Raw genomic sequence first — 16,221 nt, 5'->3', positions numbered from 1 at the left:
TTATAGAAATGTCGTAATTTGTTCTGCGTCTAACCGAACGGATTCATAGCCTAATTCTTTGGCTTTTCCGACTGAAAGGATCATGACAGGAACATAACGTTCTTTGTCTAAGCCAAAAGCTTCGGCTAATTGATCTGCTTCAAAGCCGCCGATTGGGTTGGTTTCATAGCCATGCGCCCGCGCAACTAACATAAATTGCATCGCTGCTAAACTAGCGTCGATCTTCACCACATCATTCATTTGTTCTTTTGTAAGATTTTCGTAATGCGGAATGATCGCTGCTAATTGTTGGTCACGTACTTCCGCTGGCATTTTACCTTCTGCTACTGCTTTGTTATAAATTTCTTCCCCAAGTTCATGACAAAGCATATCGCCAAAAATCAAGACCATTGCAGAAGAGGTATCATTTTGACGGACGTTGAAACGAATCAATGGTTTCAATTTTGCTTTTTGCTCATCGCTTTCCACAACAACAAAGCGCCAAGGCTGCATATTGACTGAGGAAGGTGCTGTCGTTGACTCTTGGATCATGGTCAACATTTCTTCATGGGGGATTTTGTAGGTTTCATCATAGACACGAACCGATTTTCGGCCAAAGGTGATCTCTGAAAAATTGTTATTGCTGTATTCTGTCATGGGTTTGCCTTCTTTCATGGAACTAATTTCATAAGTAATGTTAGAAGCTGTTCTTCTTCTTCTTCGGTCAAATTGATGCCTAACGACTCCTCAGAGCTGGCATGCTTTGAAGCACAACTAGCCAAATCGGCTTGTGCTTTCGGTGTCAAAGAAACAAAAATCTCGCGGTTATTGTCTTTGTTTCGTTCCCGTGTCACAAATTGTTTTTCTTCGAGAATCTTCAAATGCCGAGTGACCGCTGCACTATCGATCTTCAATTCATTCTGTACTTGATTTTGGGTACAGCGTCCTTGCTCATTCAAAAACTGCAGCAACTGATAACGGGTCAGACTAAAGCCAGTCTCTTTTTCAAAGATCGCCGTTAATTCTTGATTCACGATTTTCATCCGATACAGCAATCCGCTTAGCTCACGTAAATTCATTGCATAAACCGCTCCTTTCATCGTTGACTTGTCAACTGTTGACTAGTCAAGTATAAATCATTTTCTTTTGCTTGTAAAGAGTAAGCAAAAAAGACCCGCAGCTAGGCGAACTTCATCAAGGATCGAATCAAGAATCCTTTGGCGAAGTTGCGCCATTAGGCTGCGGGTCTTCGTTACTCCGGTATTGAGAAAATACGGTAGAATTTATTTTATTTTAATTGGAAGAGTTTCTTCAAGCCCATCACGATCAGTGTAGAGATCGCTGCTGCTGCGAAGATAATGCCCCACGTGCCAGCTTGAATCGGCATCGTATCCAATAGCTCATTCATAAACGGTACATAGACCGCTGAAAGCTGTAAGCCGACGGAAAGGAGCAATGCCCCCATCAATGGTTTGTTTTTCAAGAGGGTTTTGTCTAAACCAAAGCCGCTGCTCTTACGAACGTTGAAAATATGCATCAATTGCGCCACTGCCATAAAGGTAAAGGTTGCTGTTTGTGCATAAAGCAACTCGTGATCCGTCAGCATCAGGAAGTTGAAGAAGCCAAACGCCACCAAACCAATCACGACCCCACTTAAAATGATACGTCCTAAGAAACGCTTGTTAACGAGGCCATCAGCTTTCGACCGTGGCTGGCGCTTCATAATGTCGTCTTCAGCTGGTTCAAAGGCTAATGCCATGGCTGGAGCAATATCGATAACTAGATTCAAGAAAAGGATATGCAGCGGTTGGATCGGCATGGGCATCAAGAAGATGACACTTAAAAAGATCGTCACGATCTCAACCATATTACAAGAGAACAGGAAGGAAACATATTTTTTGATGTTGTCAAAAATGATGCGTCCTTCTTTGATGGCATCGACGATCGTTCCAAAACGGTCATCTGTCAAAATCATATCGGAAGATTCTTTGGCTACTTCTGTCCCACGAATCCCCATGGCGATCCCGATATCGGCGCCGTTGAGTGCTGGCGCATCGTTGACCCCATCGCCAGTCATTGAAACGATATCGCCTTCTTCACGCAACGCTTCCACAAGCTGTAATTTATTTTTTGGTGAAACTCGAGCAAAGACAGCGACTTCTTCGATTTTTTCGTTAAAGCCTTCTTGCCCTGCCAATTCATCGATCTCACGACCCGTCATGGTTTTTTCATGGTCTTTTAAGCCAATTTCTTTGGCGATCATGGATGCCGTCTTCGGATGGTCCCCGGTGATCATTTTCACTCGGATCCCCGCTTCTTGGGCAACCTTCACTGCTTCTTTGACATCTGTTCGCGGCGGGTCGACGATGCCCGCAAAGCCTTGAATCTTGATTTCCTGCAGTGCTGCTTTCAGCTCTGCTTCGTCCGTTCCACCTTGATAATCCTTGATGCAACCGACAGCGATCACCCGCTGCCCATGACTGGCTAACGTGTCATTGTATTCATGAAGCTGTTCTTTTTCTTGGGCATCCGCATCGGCTAAATCAATCAAGACATCTGGTGCCCCTTTGATGATCAATGTCCGTTGCTTTCCTTCATACACGGTCACCATGTATTTGTTGTCGGAATCAAAGGGCATTTCTGCGATTTTCTTCAGCCCGCTGTCCTGCTCTTTTTGGCGATCGATGCCGATTTTTTGACCTAAAACGACGAACGCCCCATCTGTTGGATCACCGAGGATCTCGTATTGCCCTTCGTTTTCACGTAAAGTGGCGGTGGTACATAAAGCACCGTTTTCGATCATCCCTTGCAGCGCCTCATGATTGGCTGCATCGATCTCGGTTTCATCCTCCGAGTCTGCCTTGTAAAATTTTCCGTTGGGTTCATACCCATTTCCTGTCACTTTGAACATTTCTCCTGAACCTAAAATGATCTCAGCAACCGTCATTTGGTTTTCTGTCAGCGTCCCCGTTTTGTCACTGGCAATGATACTGGTGGCGCCCAAAGTCTCTACGGCTGATAACGATTTGACCAATGCTTTGTGCTCGGCCATCGTCCGCATGCCTAGGGACAATGTGATCGTCGAAACGGCTGGCATTGCCTCAGGTATCGCTGCGACCGCCAAAATAATCGAGATATGGATCATTTCGACAAATGGTTGATTCGTCAAGACCCCAGCGATCAAAACTGCCACCGCCGCAAAGAGTGCTGCAATAATGATTGCTTTTCCTAGCTTGTCCAATTCGATATCTAACGGCGTTTGACGCTTTTTGTCACCCGTCAGCATGTCACTGATTTTTCCGACCTCGGTCTTCATACCTGTTTCTGTCACTACCGCATAGGCATTTCCCCGAGTTGCCGCAGTTCCTGCGAAAACGACATTGCGGCGATCGCCTAGTGGAACATCTTCTTCATAGGTTTCTCGTGCATCTTTTTCAACAGCTTCTGACTCACCAGTCAGCGCTGATTCGATGCAGGCAAAGTTGCTCGTTTCAAGTAAGCGGGCATCTGCCGCAATGGCATCCCCTTCTTCCAGAACGAGAATATCGCCTGGAACGATTTTTGCCGACTCGATCTCCATTACTTCTCCATCACGAATCACTTTTGCGGTAGTGTAAATCATGCTTTGAAGAGAATCAATTGATTTTTGTGCTCGTAATTCTGTAATAAAGCCTGTCATTACAGCAATCACCACGGCAATCAATACTGCAATTCCTTCAATCGTTTCCCCCATCGCAAAAGAGAGTAACGCAGCTGCTAGCAATAAATAAACAATCAAGTTGTTCAAGTTATGCCACAGCAATTCCCATACAGAAAGGGATTCTTGTTGCTGGATCGTGTTTTCTCCGTATTTTTCTAAGCGTTTGTCGGCTTCTTTCCCGCTTAGGCCTTGCTTGCGGTCACTTTCAAAATGTTTCAAGGTCTCTTCAGTCTTTTGCTGGTAAAATTTTTCCATCAAATTCCTCCTTTAAATTATAAACTTCTTGCCGAGGGTTTCCACGTTTCTGAAGGGATAAATCGGTACAGATACCTTGCACAGTCATTTTTTGATTTGAATCGGTTCAGGCAATTGCTGAGTGAAGGGAATATAACCAATAAGAAAAGCAAGCGCAGGTTGACTGGCTGAGGGAATAGGTATGTGTGTTGAGCATCGATCATTTTGCGAGCAATGAAGTCGCTTCTTTTAAACGTCGCAAGTGATCTTTCTATGTACGTACTTTGTGAAAAAACCATCCGGCCTACTTCTAACCTATCATGGATGAAGATGTTCGCAAAGGATTTTGCTTCACAAGTGGTGTAAAAAAACAGTCGTAACAAAATTAGCACCACCGCTTTTGGTGACGATTGGGCAGCATGTCAGTAATGCCAAACAGGTACTCGTTTCGGTGTTTTCTTAATAAACTAAGCTTCTGCTATGTTGTGATTTACAATGTTACAACTCTAGCAAAAAAATAACTTTAAAAAGAGAACGCTTGCTGTCCTTACTTTATTTTAACAAAAAACAACAAACTTTTGAACAAAAAAAGTGTTTATTGCTAAAAAACAATTAAATTGCGACCTCTCGCTGACATTCTCCTTCCTGATCGCCAGAAAAGGTTGAAGCAAAACAAGCCATTGATCCATTGTGTTCATATAAAACAAGCACGCCAATACCCCAAAAAAGCATTCCTCGTTTGAATGATAAATCACCAACCGAAGAATGCTTCGTATTTATTCTACTTTATGAGGGAACTTCCTCACTCTCGATATAGCAATAGACTCGCAGATCAGGCAAAGCCTGTTTGATCTGCTGTTCGATGGTATCGATAAATACGCTTGGTTCTTCGGGTCCTAGCTTCAAGGTAAGGTCGGCGACGATCAAAAGTTCTTCTGGGCTTAGATGGAGGGTTCGCAAATCTTTGATTTGAATGATGGCAGGATCGGCTAAAATTTGTTTGATCGCCATTAAATCAGAAGCAGAGGCGCCCTCACCAATCAAGAGGCTATAAAATTCTTTGGCTAAAAAGACAGCAGCAGCAATCAGCAACAATCCACCTAAAATGCCGCCGAGGGAATCAAATACTGGATTGTCCGTCAATGAGGTCAATAAGATTCCTGCGATGGCGATCGTCACACTACCTAAGGCAAACAAATTTTCCGTGAAGCCTAAAAGCAGATCGGAATCGCGGCTTTCTTTTAAGAAACGGACGAGGGGTTGGTTTTGCTTGTTTTGTTCTTTGACTTCTTGCCATCCCTCTTGTACAGCCGTCACTTCAATGAACAAACTGACAAATAAGATCGCTGCCACCAGCTGGAGCTGTTCCACTTCGTGGGTGGGGTCTAGTAGATCACGGCTGGCTTCAACAACCGCTAAAATCCCACCACCTAAAAAAACTGTCATGGCAACTACAGTACTAAAAAAATAGGTCGCTCGTCCTTCACCAAACTGATGCAGTTCACTGCGTCCTCGCTGTGCTCGGTTTTCACCGATGGCTAGAAGTCCTTGATTGATGCAATCGATCAGACTATGGATACTTTCGTTCATCAAGACAGCACTGCCGCTAAAGAAGTAGCCGATGGCTTTCATGATCAACCCTAAGACGTGGGTCAGCAAAACGATTCTACGGGCTTTTTGTTCTTGCTGTTTTTCCATCATGGTTCCTCCCTCGGTGTCGGACTCGCTGTAACAAGCTGTCTCTTTTCATAAGCATAGCACTGCACTTCCTAGATGAAAACGAAAGTGGCTTGTGATAAAGATTTACCATTTACTCCCCTCTTGAACGCAAAAAAACCAGGATTTCTCCTGGCTTGCTTCTGACAATAATACTTCATTAATAATTTGAATCTGATCCATACTCCGTGCCATAGCCCGTTCCGTTGTCAGTACCGTACTCGCTGCCATAGCCTGTGCCTTGAGACCCATCGTCGTATCCTGTCTGAGCATCTGTATTTTGATTTTGGGTACTCTGTTCTTCTGTCTGCTTGCCTAATGCCTTAAGCATGTCGTTTCGGATTTCATTGTAAGAGTAGTCTTGGATGTACACAATGGACTGACCATCGTAAGACTCCCCATCATACCATTCAAAGGTATGACTATTGATTTCAAATCCTGAAATCATATTTCCAGCAAGGGAAACTAAATCTTCAAATTTAAAGTTTGTATTTACGTCATTACTTACAGAATCTAAAATTTCTTGATATTTCGTCACGTTATTAATTTTTAAAGCCTGATGAATTGCTGCTTCAATGACTTCTTGCTGACGATTTCCCCGATCAACATCGGTATCCATTTTTCGAATACGCGCAAAAATCAAAGCTTGCTCACCGTTCAACAACTGACGACCTTCCGGAATCAATGTTTCCCCAGAGTTATCTGCGGCATAATCTTGATTTATGTCGTAAGGGACATTTACAGTTACACCACCAATTGCATCAATAATTTTTTTAAAACTAATAAAATTCACGTTTACGTAGTAATCGATTGGGAGCTGCAAATAATTTTGAACGGTTTCGATTGTTGCATCCTCTTCACCGACTGTATAGGCACTATTGATTTTTGCTGTCGTATAAATTGTACCCGTTCCAGTTCCATCATAGATATTCGTCCAAATATCCCGCGGGATGCTCACCATATCGATTTTTTTGTTTTCGCCATCATAAACCATGTAAATCAAGCTGTCTGTACGTGCACTGTCTAAATGATCTGTTTGTTCACGTTCCTCATCATTATCGACACCCATCAATAAAACACCGAATTTGGAACTTACATCGGATGTTTTGAGTGATCCATCCTCTTTTTCTTTGTTAGAGGTTATCACAGCGGATTCTTTAAACATTTTATCCACTGAATTTTTTGCTGCATAATACGTATAGCCGGCAAATAAAACGATGCCTGCAATGGCGAAAAGAAAGATTCCTCCAATAATCACGCGTTTGTTGCGCGCTTTGTGGGCTCTTTGCTGTTTATATCTCGTCTTTCTATCCATAGTGCCTCCTTCATTTCTCCTGAATTGCTCTCCCCGATTGTACCAGAATTTTTACGATCCGCCTATTTTTTTAAGAAGTTTTATTCTTTTTCTGTGAAGTCCTTTAAACATTCCTAAAAAATAATTCTGGGATTGAAAGAAACTTGGATAATTAGTCAACTTCTATGGATATTTTATTAAAAAACGAGTTTTTTCATTCCCCCTTTTTGGTGGGATCAACTTCTTTTTCGACAGTCAGCTGAATAATTACACCAAAGGGATCGCGAACACTTGCATAAAAAAACGCAAAAGCATTCTCACTTGGTGCTTGGATCGTCTGACTGCCTTTTTGCATCAATCGTTGATAAAACTTCTGAGCTATTTGGCTCTCCGCTAGCGTCAAACTCAGTGACAAGTGATTGCCTCCCTGAATCGCCTCTCCTTCAACTAATGGATTGTCTGCCAGCTGCAACTGGAAATCTCCGATTTGTAGGATGGAGTGAGAAAGATACTGTTCTTGTCCCGCAAAAATCTCCAGCGTTGGATCAAGTCTCTCACGATACTCCTGGTTGGTGATGGCAAATAAGAGGGTTGCGTCTAGTGTTTCTTGATAAAATTGAATGGCTTCTTGGGCTTTGCCGTCTAAGGTTAAAAACATAGCGATTTTTGGTTCGATCATTTGTTGGTTCCTCCTTTTCTTGTTACCATAAGTGTAACTGTGAATATTGCCAAAACTTGGCACCATTGGAGAAAGAAATGAAAAAATCAGAACGCTTAACGCAGGAACTATTGTATTTACAAGGAAAAACCACTTTTCATCTAGCCGATTTGATGGAAACCTTCGCAATCTCAAAACGTACAGCCGTCCGTGATGTCCAATCATTGGAAGAGCTGGGCTTGCCTCTCGTGGTAGAAACCGGTCGTTATGGCGGCTATCAGATTTTGAAAAATCAACTGACCCCGTTGTACTTTGATAAAAATGAACGGTATACCCTTTTCTTTGCTTTGCAGCTCTTACAAAAATTAACCGATTCTCCTTTTGATCGGAGCTATCAAGGGCTACGGCGAAAATTGTTGCAGTCTTTTTATCAAGGAGACACCGAGTGGTTAGAAAAAATGGAGACGGCGGTTTCGTTTCAAGGGGTGCCTCAATTGACGAGTGCGCCGATCCTCTCAGCGCTTTTTTCAGCGATCGTACAAGAACAAGTCATCCAATTTACCTATCAGCGTTATCAAAAAACGAACAAGACCGTCCAACCCTATCAGCTGGATTTTCGTGCTGGCTACTGGTACTGTTTGGCCTATGATTGTCAAAAGCAGGCTTTTCGCCGCTATCGCTGTGATGCAATGCAGGGACTTGCTCCGACTGAAAAAACAGGCTATACCTTGCAGCAGTTAGCTGAAAAACAGCTGCAGCAACAAGTGTTGACACAAACACTGGGCTATCACATCCGCTTTGATCTATCGGCAAAGGAACGCTTGTGGCAAGAAAAATATCCTGATATGGCAGTGGTGGAACGTCCTAGTGAGCTTTGCTTAGAGGGGCACATTGCCGACAATGAGCTGGGTTTTCTGGCTGATTTTCTCTTGCAATTTGGTCCAACCATCAAAGAAATCCAACCGTTAGACCTCAAACAAGCGTATACTGAAAACGTTCGGCAAATGCTGCAGCCATTTGCAACGGACTGACCGCTTTCCTGCATTGATTATTGATTGCTTGCTTGCGGCGAAACTGATTCTAATTGATAAGGAGTTTTCTACCTATGTTTCTTTTAAATAAAAAAACCTTCCAAGCATTGGCTGCCCCCTATAGGACAGAAGGGGCTGCCATCGGCTATGCAAAATGGCAGTCCTTCAACGCCATCACCAACCGTAGCCTGCTCGTCTTGGATGATCAGCATTTGACGATTTTGGCGTTGAATCTTTTCTGGACAAAAGTCGTGCAGCACAAAAGCATACCGCTTGCTGAGCTGAAAAAACAGCACAAAGATCCTGTTGTAGGGATGCTCGTCCCGATTCGCTTTACTTATAAAGGGGAAACCTACCGTTTTCAAATGCAGCGAGTGATCTTGCCCTTGGGAGATTGGCAAAAAACCTTTCTTGCCCGCTGGCAGTCGTGGTAAATGAGCAGCAACTGGCAAGGTTCGTTTCCTAGAAAAAGACTTTTCAAGTGATTTACATTTTTTTTGCAAGAAAATGAACAGATTTTTCAAGGGATGTTTTCGGCTATTTCGTTCTATGGTAAGATGTCCCTAAAGAAATGGAGGCTGTTATGGGTTTTATTGAAAGCGAACGTTTACTGCTCCGTCCGTTTCAAGAAAGTGATTTTGCCGATACCTTTGCTATTTATCAGCAAGCGGAAGTCTGCCGATTCTTACTTCATGAGCCTTGGCAGACAGAAACGGCAGCTGCGGCTTTTGCCAAAAAATGCCAACATCACACCTTGGCGGACCAAGCAGGTCTTTCTTTGGCGGTACTACACGACCAAACGGTCATCGGCGATTTGTCGGTGTGGTCTACTGGTCAGCCGTCTTCCGTTGAAATCGGCTATGCCTTCCATCCGTCATTTGGCGGACAAGGGTTTGCTCAAGAAGCATTGAATGAATTGTTGGGCTGGTTGTTTACCAGTCAGAAGATCCATCGGGTCCAAGCGACGCTAGATGCCCGCAATCAGGCCTCAGCCAAGCTTTGCCAACGCATTGGATTACGCCAAGAAGCACATTTTATCCAAGACTGGTGGAACAAGGGGGAATGGACCGATAGTTTGGTTTTTGCCTGTTTAGCCAGTGAACATCCTGCTCATCCGAAATAATTTAGGAGGTTTTTTATGATTAGCTTGTTACGCTATGCCAAGGATTATCGCAAACAGATTATTCTTGGTCCGTTTTTCAAATTTTTAGAAGCGGTGTTTGAATTGGTCCTGCCTTTACAGATGGCCGCTTTAGTCGATGAGGGGCTACGGCAAAACAATTGGTCGAAAGTCGTTGAAATGACGATCTGGATGATCGTGATGTCTGTGGTAGGCATGATCTGTGCCGTCATCTGTCAGTATTATGCTTCCGTCGCTTCTCAAGGCTTCGGGACGGAACTACGCAATCGCTTGATGAAAAAAATCAACACCCTTTCCCATAGCGAACTAAACTTATTCGGGACGGATACCTTGATCACCCGAATGACCAACGACATCAATCAGATGCAGATTGCTTTGGCGATGCTGATTCGGCTGGTGGTCCGTGCGCCCTTCTTAAGTATCGGTTCGGTGATTATGGCCTTTGTCATTGATTGGCAAGCTGGCTTGATTTTCCTACTCGTCTTACCGCTCTTTTGTATCGTCTTATTCTGGATCATCGCCAAAACCGTGCCATTATATAAGAAAGTTCAAATTCATCTCGACGAATTAAACGAACTAGTGAGTCAAAATTTAAGCGGGATTCGGGTGATTCGTGCTTTTGCCCGCACAAAAACGGAAACGAAACGTTTTGATAAAGCAACTGATGATTTAAGTGATGTCTATTTACGGGTCACAAATCTCTCTGCTTTATTGACGCCTGCCACCACCTTGATCATGAACGTCGGCATTATCTCGTTGTTTTATATCGGTGGATTCAAGGTCAATATTGGCAATTTGCAGCAAGGACAAGTGCTGGCACTGGTCAATTACATGAATCAAATGCTCTTAGCATTGATCGTGGTTTCCAACTTAGTGATCATCTTTACCCGTGCGGCAGCATCAGGTTCACGGATCAACGAAGTGTTAACCACTGAGCCATCGATCGGCGATGAACTTTCAGAAGTCTTTATGGATCAGCCGAAAAACAACGTCGGAGCGATTCGCTTTGAACATGTTGATTTCCGCTTTTCAAAAGAATACGGATTAGCTTTGAAAAACATTGATTTCCAAGTCGCGCCAGGGTCTATTTTAGGTATCACTGGACCAACCGGGAGTGGGAAATCTGCCTTGACCCAATTGATTCCCCGCTTCTACGATGTAGCAGATGGCAAAGTGATCGTTGACGGTCACGATGTGCGGAAATGGCCTTTACAGCAATTACGCCAAAAAATCGCTATGGTGCCTCAAACCGCCGTGCTGTTTACGGGGACGATTCGGGAAAACTTGCAATGGGGCAAAAAAGAGGCCACCGATGAAGATTGCTGGCGCGCTTTAGAGATCGCTCAAAGCCGTGACTTCGTTGAAGCCTTGCCGCAGCAACTGGATACTCCGATTTTTGAAGGTGGCAAGAACTTTTCTGGGGGACAAAAACAACGGTTAACGATCGCCAGAGCGTTGATTGCTAAACCAGATATCTTGATTTTGGATGATTCCCTGAGCGCCCTTGACTATCAAACCGATCTTGATTTGCGGATGGCTTTAAAAGAAAGCATTCGTGGCACGGTCATCATTATCTCTCAACGGGTTCGCTCCATTCAAGATGCGCAGCAGATCTTAGTCTTAGACCAAGGGAATTTGGTAGGCAAAGGGACCCATGAAGAGCTACTGGCAACGTCAAAAGAATACCAAGAAATCGTGGCATCACAGGCAGAGGAGGAAGAAGCATGAAAAAGAAATCATTCGATTGGTCGGCCTTTCGTCGCTACCTCCCTTATTTGACTGCCTACGCGAAGGAAACTTGGGCAGCAGTTGTCCTCGGGATCGCTGCTGGCGTCTCCTCGGTTTATATGACGTATCAGATTGGTCAAGCCGTCGATCAGCTGATAGGTGCTGATCAAGTGCAATTCAGCGCTCTCTATCGTATTTTGCTTCTGTTTGCCGGAGTGGTTTTAGTGACTGTGGTCAGTCAATGGTTGATCCAGCGACTGGGCAACCGCGTGGCGTATCTATCTGTCGCCGATTTGCGCAAAAAAGGTTTTGCGCATCTCAATACATTGCCGTTGCGCTATTATGATCAAAACTCCCACGGCAACATCGTCAGTCGTTTTACCAACGACATGGACAATATTTCCATTGCCGTCGCTGCAGTCTTTAACCAGTTGTTCTCTGGTATTTCGGTCGTCTTGATCGCCTTAGTCGTCATGCTGCAAATGAGTGTGCCCTTAACGTTGGTCGTATTGGTTTCGACCCCGATCATCTTTTTGGTCAACTGGATCGTGGCACGAACGTCTCAATCGCATTTTGCTAGGCAACAAGAAATCGTCGGCGAAATTTCTGGCTTTGTTACGGAAATGATCGGCAATCAAAAAATCGTCAAAGCCTTTGATCGAGAAACCATCAACCAAAACCGTTTTGAAACGATCAACCAAGAATTGAATGTCCGGGGGCAAAAGGCACAGTTTTCTTCTTCTTTGACCAATCCCCTTTCACGATTCGTCGATCATTTGGCGTATCTGTCAGTCGGCTTTGTCGGCGGTCTGCTTTACTTTTCTGGTACAGGTGCTGTCACGGTTGGGATGATTTCCAGCTTTACGATCTACTCCAGTCAGTTTTCGAAACCATTCATTGAATTGTCAGGAATTACGACCCAGATCCAAACGGCATTGGCTGGACTTTCAAGAACCTTTGAGCTGTTGGATCAAGAGCCAGAAACAGCCGATGATCAAGAATCTCAATCACTGGGAGAGATCAAAGGCGAGATTGCCTTTGAGGAGGTGTCTTTTGCTTATGATCCTGGTCAAAAATTGATCGAAGATTTCACTTTTACTGCAAAACCTGGAGAAACCGTCGCAATCGTCGGAAAAACCGGTGCCGGTAAATCGACGTTAGTCAATTTATTGATGCGTTTCTATGATGTCGATAAAGGCGCGATAAAAATCGATGGCACCGATATTCGTCAGTTGAAACGAGAAGAATTACGGCAAAGCTTCGGAATGGTCTTGCAAGATACATGGTTATTCGATGCCTCTTTACGGGAAAACCTGCAATACGGCAATGACACTGCCACAGATGAAGAAATCTACGATGCCTTAAAGCATGCCTATATGTATGAGTATGTGATGCGCTTACCAGAAACACTTGATACACCGATCGGTCATCAAGGAATCAAGATCTCTGACGGGCAACGGCAGCTATTGACGATCGCCCGCACGATGATCAGCAACCCACCCATGCTGATTTTGGATGAAGCAACCAGTTCGGTTGATACTCTGACTGAGAAAAAAATCCAAGATGCTTTCTTGAAAATGATGGAAGGCAAAACCAGCTTTGTGATCGCCCATCGCTTATCAACGATTCGAGCAGCAGACAAGATCCTGGTGATGGATGCCGGTCAAATCGTGGAGCAAGGAACCCATGAAGAATTACTGGCAGAACAAGGCTATTACTATCGCCTGTACCATGCTCAATTCCAACATTGATCAGCCATACCACAAACCCCCATCAGCTCAAAGGTACCTGCTTGAGCTGACGGGGGTCTTTTTTATTTATTGGTTCCAAACATCGGCATATTCTGGTTTGCGTTCAAATTCTTTTTTGGCAAAGGGACACAAAGGAATGATTTTCTTTTGTTCTTTGCGGGCTTTTTCCACCCCTTTTGCCACTAATTTTTCGGCCAGACCTTGGCCCCGATAAGCGGGATCGACAAAGGTATGGTCAATGATCAAGCGTGTTTCGCCCGCTTCCGACCAGGTCATTTCACCGATTTCTTTGTCGCCGTCTTTTAACACAAATCGAGTGTTTTCTTCTAAGATTTCCATGGTTCTTCCTCCTTTAATATGTACTTTAATGCACCGCTGGGGCAAGTGTGGATCACTTGTGCCGCTTGCGCTGCTTCCCCGTTATCAGGAATCACCCATGGGCGCCGTCCAACTTCAAAAATAGCGGGATTGCCCCGCACACAGTTGCCGCTGTGAGTGCAAATTTCTTTGTTGTAATAAATATCGATCGCTTCGCCACGATACTTCCGATATCCTGCAGCGATCAACCCTGCTTCTGTTTCCTTGCCTAGTGGCTGTTCGTCCATGTTGAACACCCTCCTCTTATTGATTGTCAGAAGCAATCTGCCTGCCTCCTCCTTCATCATACGACTTCTCGAGAAAAAAATAAATCATTTGTTCAAAAATAACCTCTCAGTTGCCGATCATTAGCCAAAAGCTTGCGGCAGCACAATAAAGCGTCCCGTCAAAACATATTGCTTTGACGGGACGCTGATTTTCATTCGTAAGGCGCTTTTGCAACAAAATGGAACCGCTGTGTGGCGTAATCCCCTGCTAAATGAGGATCGATATACAACCCGAGCTGCATCAATTCATCGCCACCGAAGGTCTCTCCTCCACTTTGATAGGTCAGGTCAGGATCTAAGCCAGCCAGTTTTAAAGTAACCAATGGTGCAGAGGCTTCGGCCAAGACTCGGAAGTAAAAGACGATCGCTTCTTTTTTATCTGGAGAAACATACAGCCAGGCGGCGTCATTGCCTTCATAAGGGCTGAGCAGTCGAACAAAGCGGCCCAACTGCAGCAGGCGCCGATGTTTTTTATAAAAAGCGATTTGTTCTTTGATCTGCGCTTTTTCCTCTTGTGTCAGCTGTGTCAAGTCAAGCTCATAGCCCAGCAAGCCAGACATCGCAGCATTGCCGCGAATCGCTAGATCCGTTGCCCGTTGGGTCTGATGGTTCGGGATCGCTGAGACATGGGCACCCATGGTGGATGGCGGATAGACCAGACTGGTTCCGTATTGGATCTTCAGGCGGGCGATGGCATCGGTGTTGTCGCTGGTCCAAATCTGCGGCATATAATACAAGAAGCCAGCATCAAAGCGCCCACCGCCACCAGAACAGCCTTCAAACAGGATCGTTGGATAGGCAGTGGTCAGTTTTTCCAGAAATTCATACAAGCCCAGCAGATAGCGATGTGCAACCTCCCCTTGTTGGGCAGGATCGAGGAGCAAGGAATAGACATCCGACAGACTGCGGTTCATGTCCCATTTGATATAGTCGATGGCAACCGTATCAAACAGTTGGGTTAACTGGTGATAGAGATGGTCTCTGACATCTTGTCGAGAAAAGTCCAACACATACTGACTGCGGCTAAGCGCTGGCTTGCGATTGGGTACTTGTAACAGCCAATCGGGGTGCTGTCGGTTTAGTTCACTGTCACCAGAAATCATTTCTGGTTCCAGCCAAAGCCCGAATTGCAGCCCTTTGTCATGGACTTTTTGGGCAAATCCTGCCAAGCCAGAAGCCAGCTTGCCTTCGTTTTCAAACCAATCGCCTAATGAGGTTTGGTCATCTTCTCGCTGACCAAACCAGCCGTCATCCAAAACAAACAGTTCGATTCCCAGCTCCTTGGCTTCATCAACGAGGGCATCTAGCTTTTCTTCATTGAAATCAAAGTACGTTGCTTCCCAGTTATTGATCAGGATCGGCCGTTCTTGCTTTTTGTATTTACCCCGAATCAAATGCTCATCATAAAAATCATGATAGGTGGCTGACAGCTGATTCAAGCCAGCCTCACTATAAGCAATCACGGCTTCTGGGGCTTGAAAGCTTTCAGTTGGCGGCAATTGCCAGGCAAATTGATGGCTGTTGATCCCCATGATCACACGAGTCTGATGGTAAGGATCTTTTTCGATGATAATTTCATGGTTGCCACTATACAGCAAACTAAAACCAAAACACTCCCCAGCAAACTCCGTAGCATTAGGTTCCAGCAAGGCGGCAAAGGGATTTTGCTGATGGCTGCTGGAACCCCGCTTGCTGTCTAAACGCTTGATGCCGCGATGGATGGGTTCTCGGGTCACTTGACGTTCCTTCGCCCACGCCCCTGGCAAGTGGATCAAATCAAAGGGCCGGTTAGGAAAATCGAGCGCTTGACTCGCCAGCTGCTCGATCGTAACAGGCTGGATTCCGTGGTTGATTATTTTACTTGAGCGAACGATCACTGCCGCATCCTCAAAAATCGTGTAAAACAACTGCAGTTCGAGTCCCGCCACATCATCTTTTAAGGACAGAATCAGTGTTTCGATGCCGTCGTCGGCCCCATGGGTCTGAGGCAATCCTGCTAAGGCTGGTTTGCCTTGTTGAATCTGGTAATCACTAAAGACAAAATGGCTGACTCGGCTGCCGTCAGACTGGCGAATCGTGTAGGCAGCTTCTCGAAAGTCCCCGAAGCCATTACCAGGAAACTCCAGCATCAAGGTGTCTAATGAGAAAAGCCGATCGCTGCTGTCTGGGGGATTGGGTGAAAAGGAGCGATCAAGGCGTGGGTAGCGATAGCCGCCAGAATAATGGGCGATTTTTTTCCCAAAATAAAGGTGCGCCACATTGCCCCCTTCCTCTATCTGTAAGAGATAGCTGATTTGATCGTTGCTTAAATGAAAGACGTTTAAATGTTTGTCAAAAAGAATCAT

14 protein-coding genes are annotated in these 16,221 nt (G+C 44.8%); 5 read left to right on the top strand and 9 right to left on the bottom strand.

Going from position 1 to position 16,221, the window contains the following annotated elements; all coding sequences use genetic code 11:
* The 6 genes from IGJ44_RS05805 to IGJ44_RS05780 all read right to left on the bottom strand — a co-directional run bounded on the left by IGJ44_RS05805 (position 1) and on the right by IGJ44_RS05780 (position 7,602).
* Entirely contained in the window at positions 1–636 is a 636-nt protein-coding gene (locus IGJ44_RS05805; protein ID WP_008378805.1) for a nitroreductase family protein, read from the bottom strand.
* 14 nt (positions 637–650) lie between these two features.
* Entirely contained in the window at positions 651–1,058 is a 408-nt protein-coding gene (locus IGJ44_RS05800) for a MarR family winged helix-turn-helix transcriptional regulator (protein WP_034868440.1), read from the bottom strand.
* Between the two features lie 209 nt (positions 1,059–1,267).
* Complete coding sequence (locus IGJ44_RS05795) at positions 1,268–3,934, bottom strand: cation-translocating P-type ATPase (RefSeq protein WP_430606313.1); 2,667 nt, start codon at positions 3,932–3,934, stop codon at positions 1,268–1,270.
* Positions 3,935–4,699: 765 nt separating this feature from the next.
* On the bottom strand, positions 4,700–5,614 hold the full coding sequence (locus IGJ44_RS05790) for a cation diffusion facilitator family transporter (RefSeq protein ID WP_430606311.1): 915 nt from the start codon (positions 5,612–5,614) through the stop codon (positions 4,700–4,702).
* A 175-nt stretch (positions 5,615–5,789) separates the two neighbouring features.
* Entirely contained in the window at positions 5,790–6,944 is a 1,155-nt protein-coding gene (locus tag IGJ44_RS05785) for an LCP family protein (RefSeq protein WP_034868433.1), read from the bottom strand.
* A 193-nt stretch (positions 6,945–7,137) separates the two neighbouring features.
* Positions 7,138–7,602: a VOC family protein gene (locus IGJ44_RS05780; RefSeq protein WP_167826782.1), complete on the bottom strand. Its 465-nt coding sequence runs from the start codon at positions 7,600–7,602 to the stop codon at positions 7,138–7,140.
* Between the two features lie 77 nt (positions 7,603–7,679).
* Here IGJ44_RS05780 and IGJ44_RS05775 point away from each other — a divergent pair, with 77 nt between their 5' ends.
* The 5 genes from IGJ44_RS05775 to IGJ44_RS05755 all read left to right on the top strand — a co-directional run bounded on the left by IGJ44_RS05775 (position 7,680) and on the right by IGJ44_RS05755 (position 13,232).
* Complete coding sequence (locus tag IGJ44_RS05775) at positions 7,680–8,612, top strand: helix-turn-helix transcriptional regulator (RefSeq protein WP_430606308.1); 933 nt, start codon at positions 7,680–7,682, stop codon at positions 8,610–8,612.
* Positions 8,613–8,686: 74 nt separating this feature from the next.
* On the top strand, positions 8,687–9,046 hold the full coding sequence (locus IGJ44_RS05770) for a hypothetical protein (protein WP_430606306.1): 360 nt from the start codon (positions 8,687–8,689) through the stop codon (positions 9,044–9,046).
* 149 nt (positions 9,047–9,195) lie between these two features.
* Positions 9,196–9,735: a GNAT family N-acetyltransferase gene (locus IGJ44_RS05765; protein WP_430606303.1), complete on the top strand. Its 540-nt coding sequence runs from the start codon at positions 9,196–9,198 to the stop codon at positions 9,733–9,735.
* 15 nt (positions 9,736–9,750) lie between these two features.
* Positions 9,751–11,481, top strand: coding sequence for an ABC transporter ATP-binding protein (locus IGJ44_RS05760; protein ID WP_430606301.1), 1,731 nt, complete (start codon positions 9,751–9,753; stop codon positions 11,479–11,481).
* The gene (locus IGJ44_RS05755) at positions 11,478–13,232 is read left to right on the top strand and encodes an ABC transporter ATP-binding protein (RefSeq protein ID WP_121261837.1); all 1,755 of its coding nucleotides are present in this window, start codon (positions 11,478–11,480) and stop codon (positions 13,230–13,232) included. The genes IGJ44_RS05760 and IGJ44_RS05755 overlap by 4 nt, the downstream gene beginning before the upstream one ends.
* Positions 13,233–13,298: 66 nt before the next feature.
* Here the strand turns inward: IGJ44_RS05755 and IGJ44_RS05750 are convergent, their stop codons facing one another.
* The 3 genes from IGJ44_RS05750 to IGJ44_RS05740 all read right to left on the bottom strand — a co-directional run bounded on the left by IGJ44_RS05750 (position 13,299) and on the right by IGJ44_RS05740 (position 16,221).
* The gene (locus tag IGJ44_RS05750; RefSeq protein ID WP_010747845.1) at positions 13,299–13,571 is read right to left on the bottom strand and encodes a GNAT family N-acetyltransferase; all 273 of its coding nucleotides are present in this window, start codon (positions 13,569–13,571) and stop codon (positions 13,299–13,301) included.
* On the bottom strand, positions 13,559–13,837 hold the full coding sequence (locus IGJ44_RS05745; RefSeq protein WP_015509363.1) for a (4Fe-4S)-binding protein: 279 nt from the start codon (positions 13,835–13,837) through the stop codon (positions 13,559–13,561). The genes IGJ44_RS05750 and IGJ44_RS05745 overlap by 13 nt, the downstream gene beginning before the upstream one ends.
* Before the next feature lie 191 nt (positions 13,838–14,028).
* Complete coding sequence (locus IGJ44_RS05740; protein WP_142964367.1) at positions 14,029–16,221, bottom strand: alpha-galactosidase; 2,193 nt, start codon at positions 16,219–16,221, stop codon at positions 14,029–14,031.

The organism is Enterococcus sp. DIV1368d (assembly GCF_050542975.1).
Taxonomy (GTDB): Bacteria; Bacillota; Bacilli; order Lactobacillales; family Enterococcaceae; genus Enterococcus_D; species Enterococcus_D casseliflavus.
This window is presented reverse-complemented; position numbering and strand designations above follow the sequence as displayed.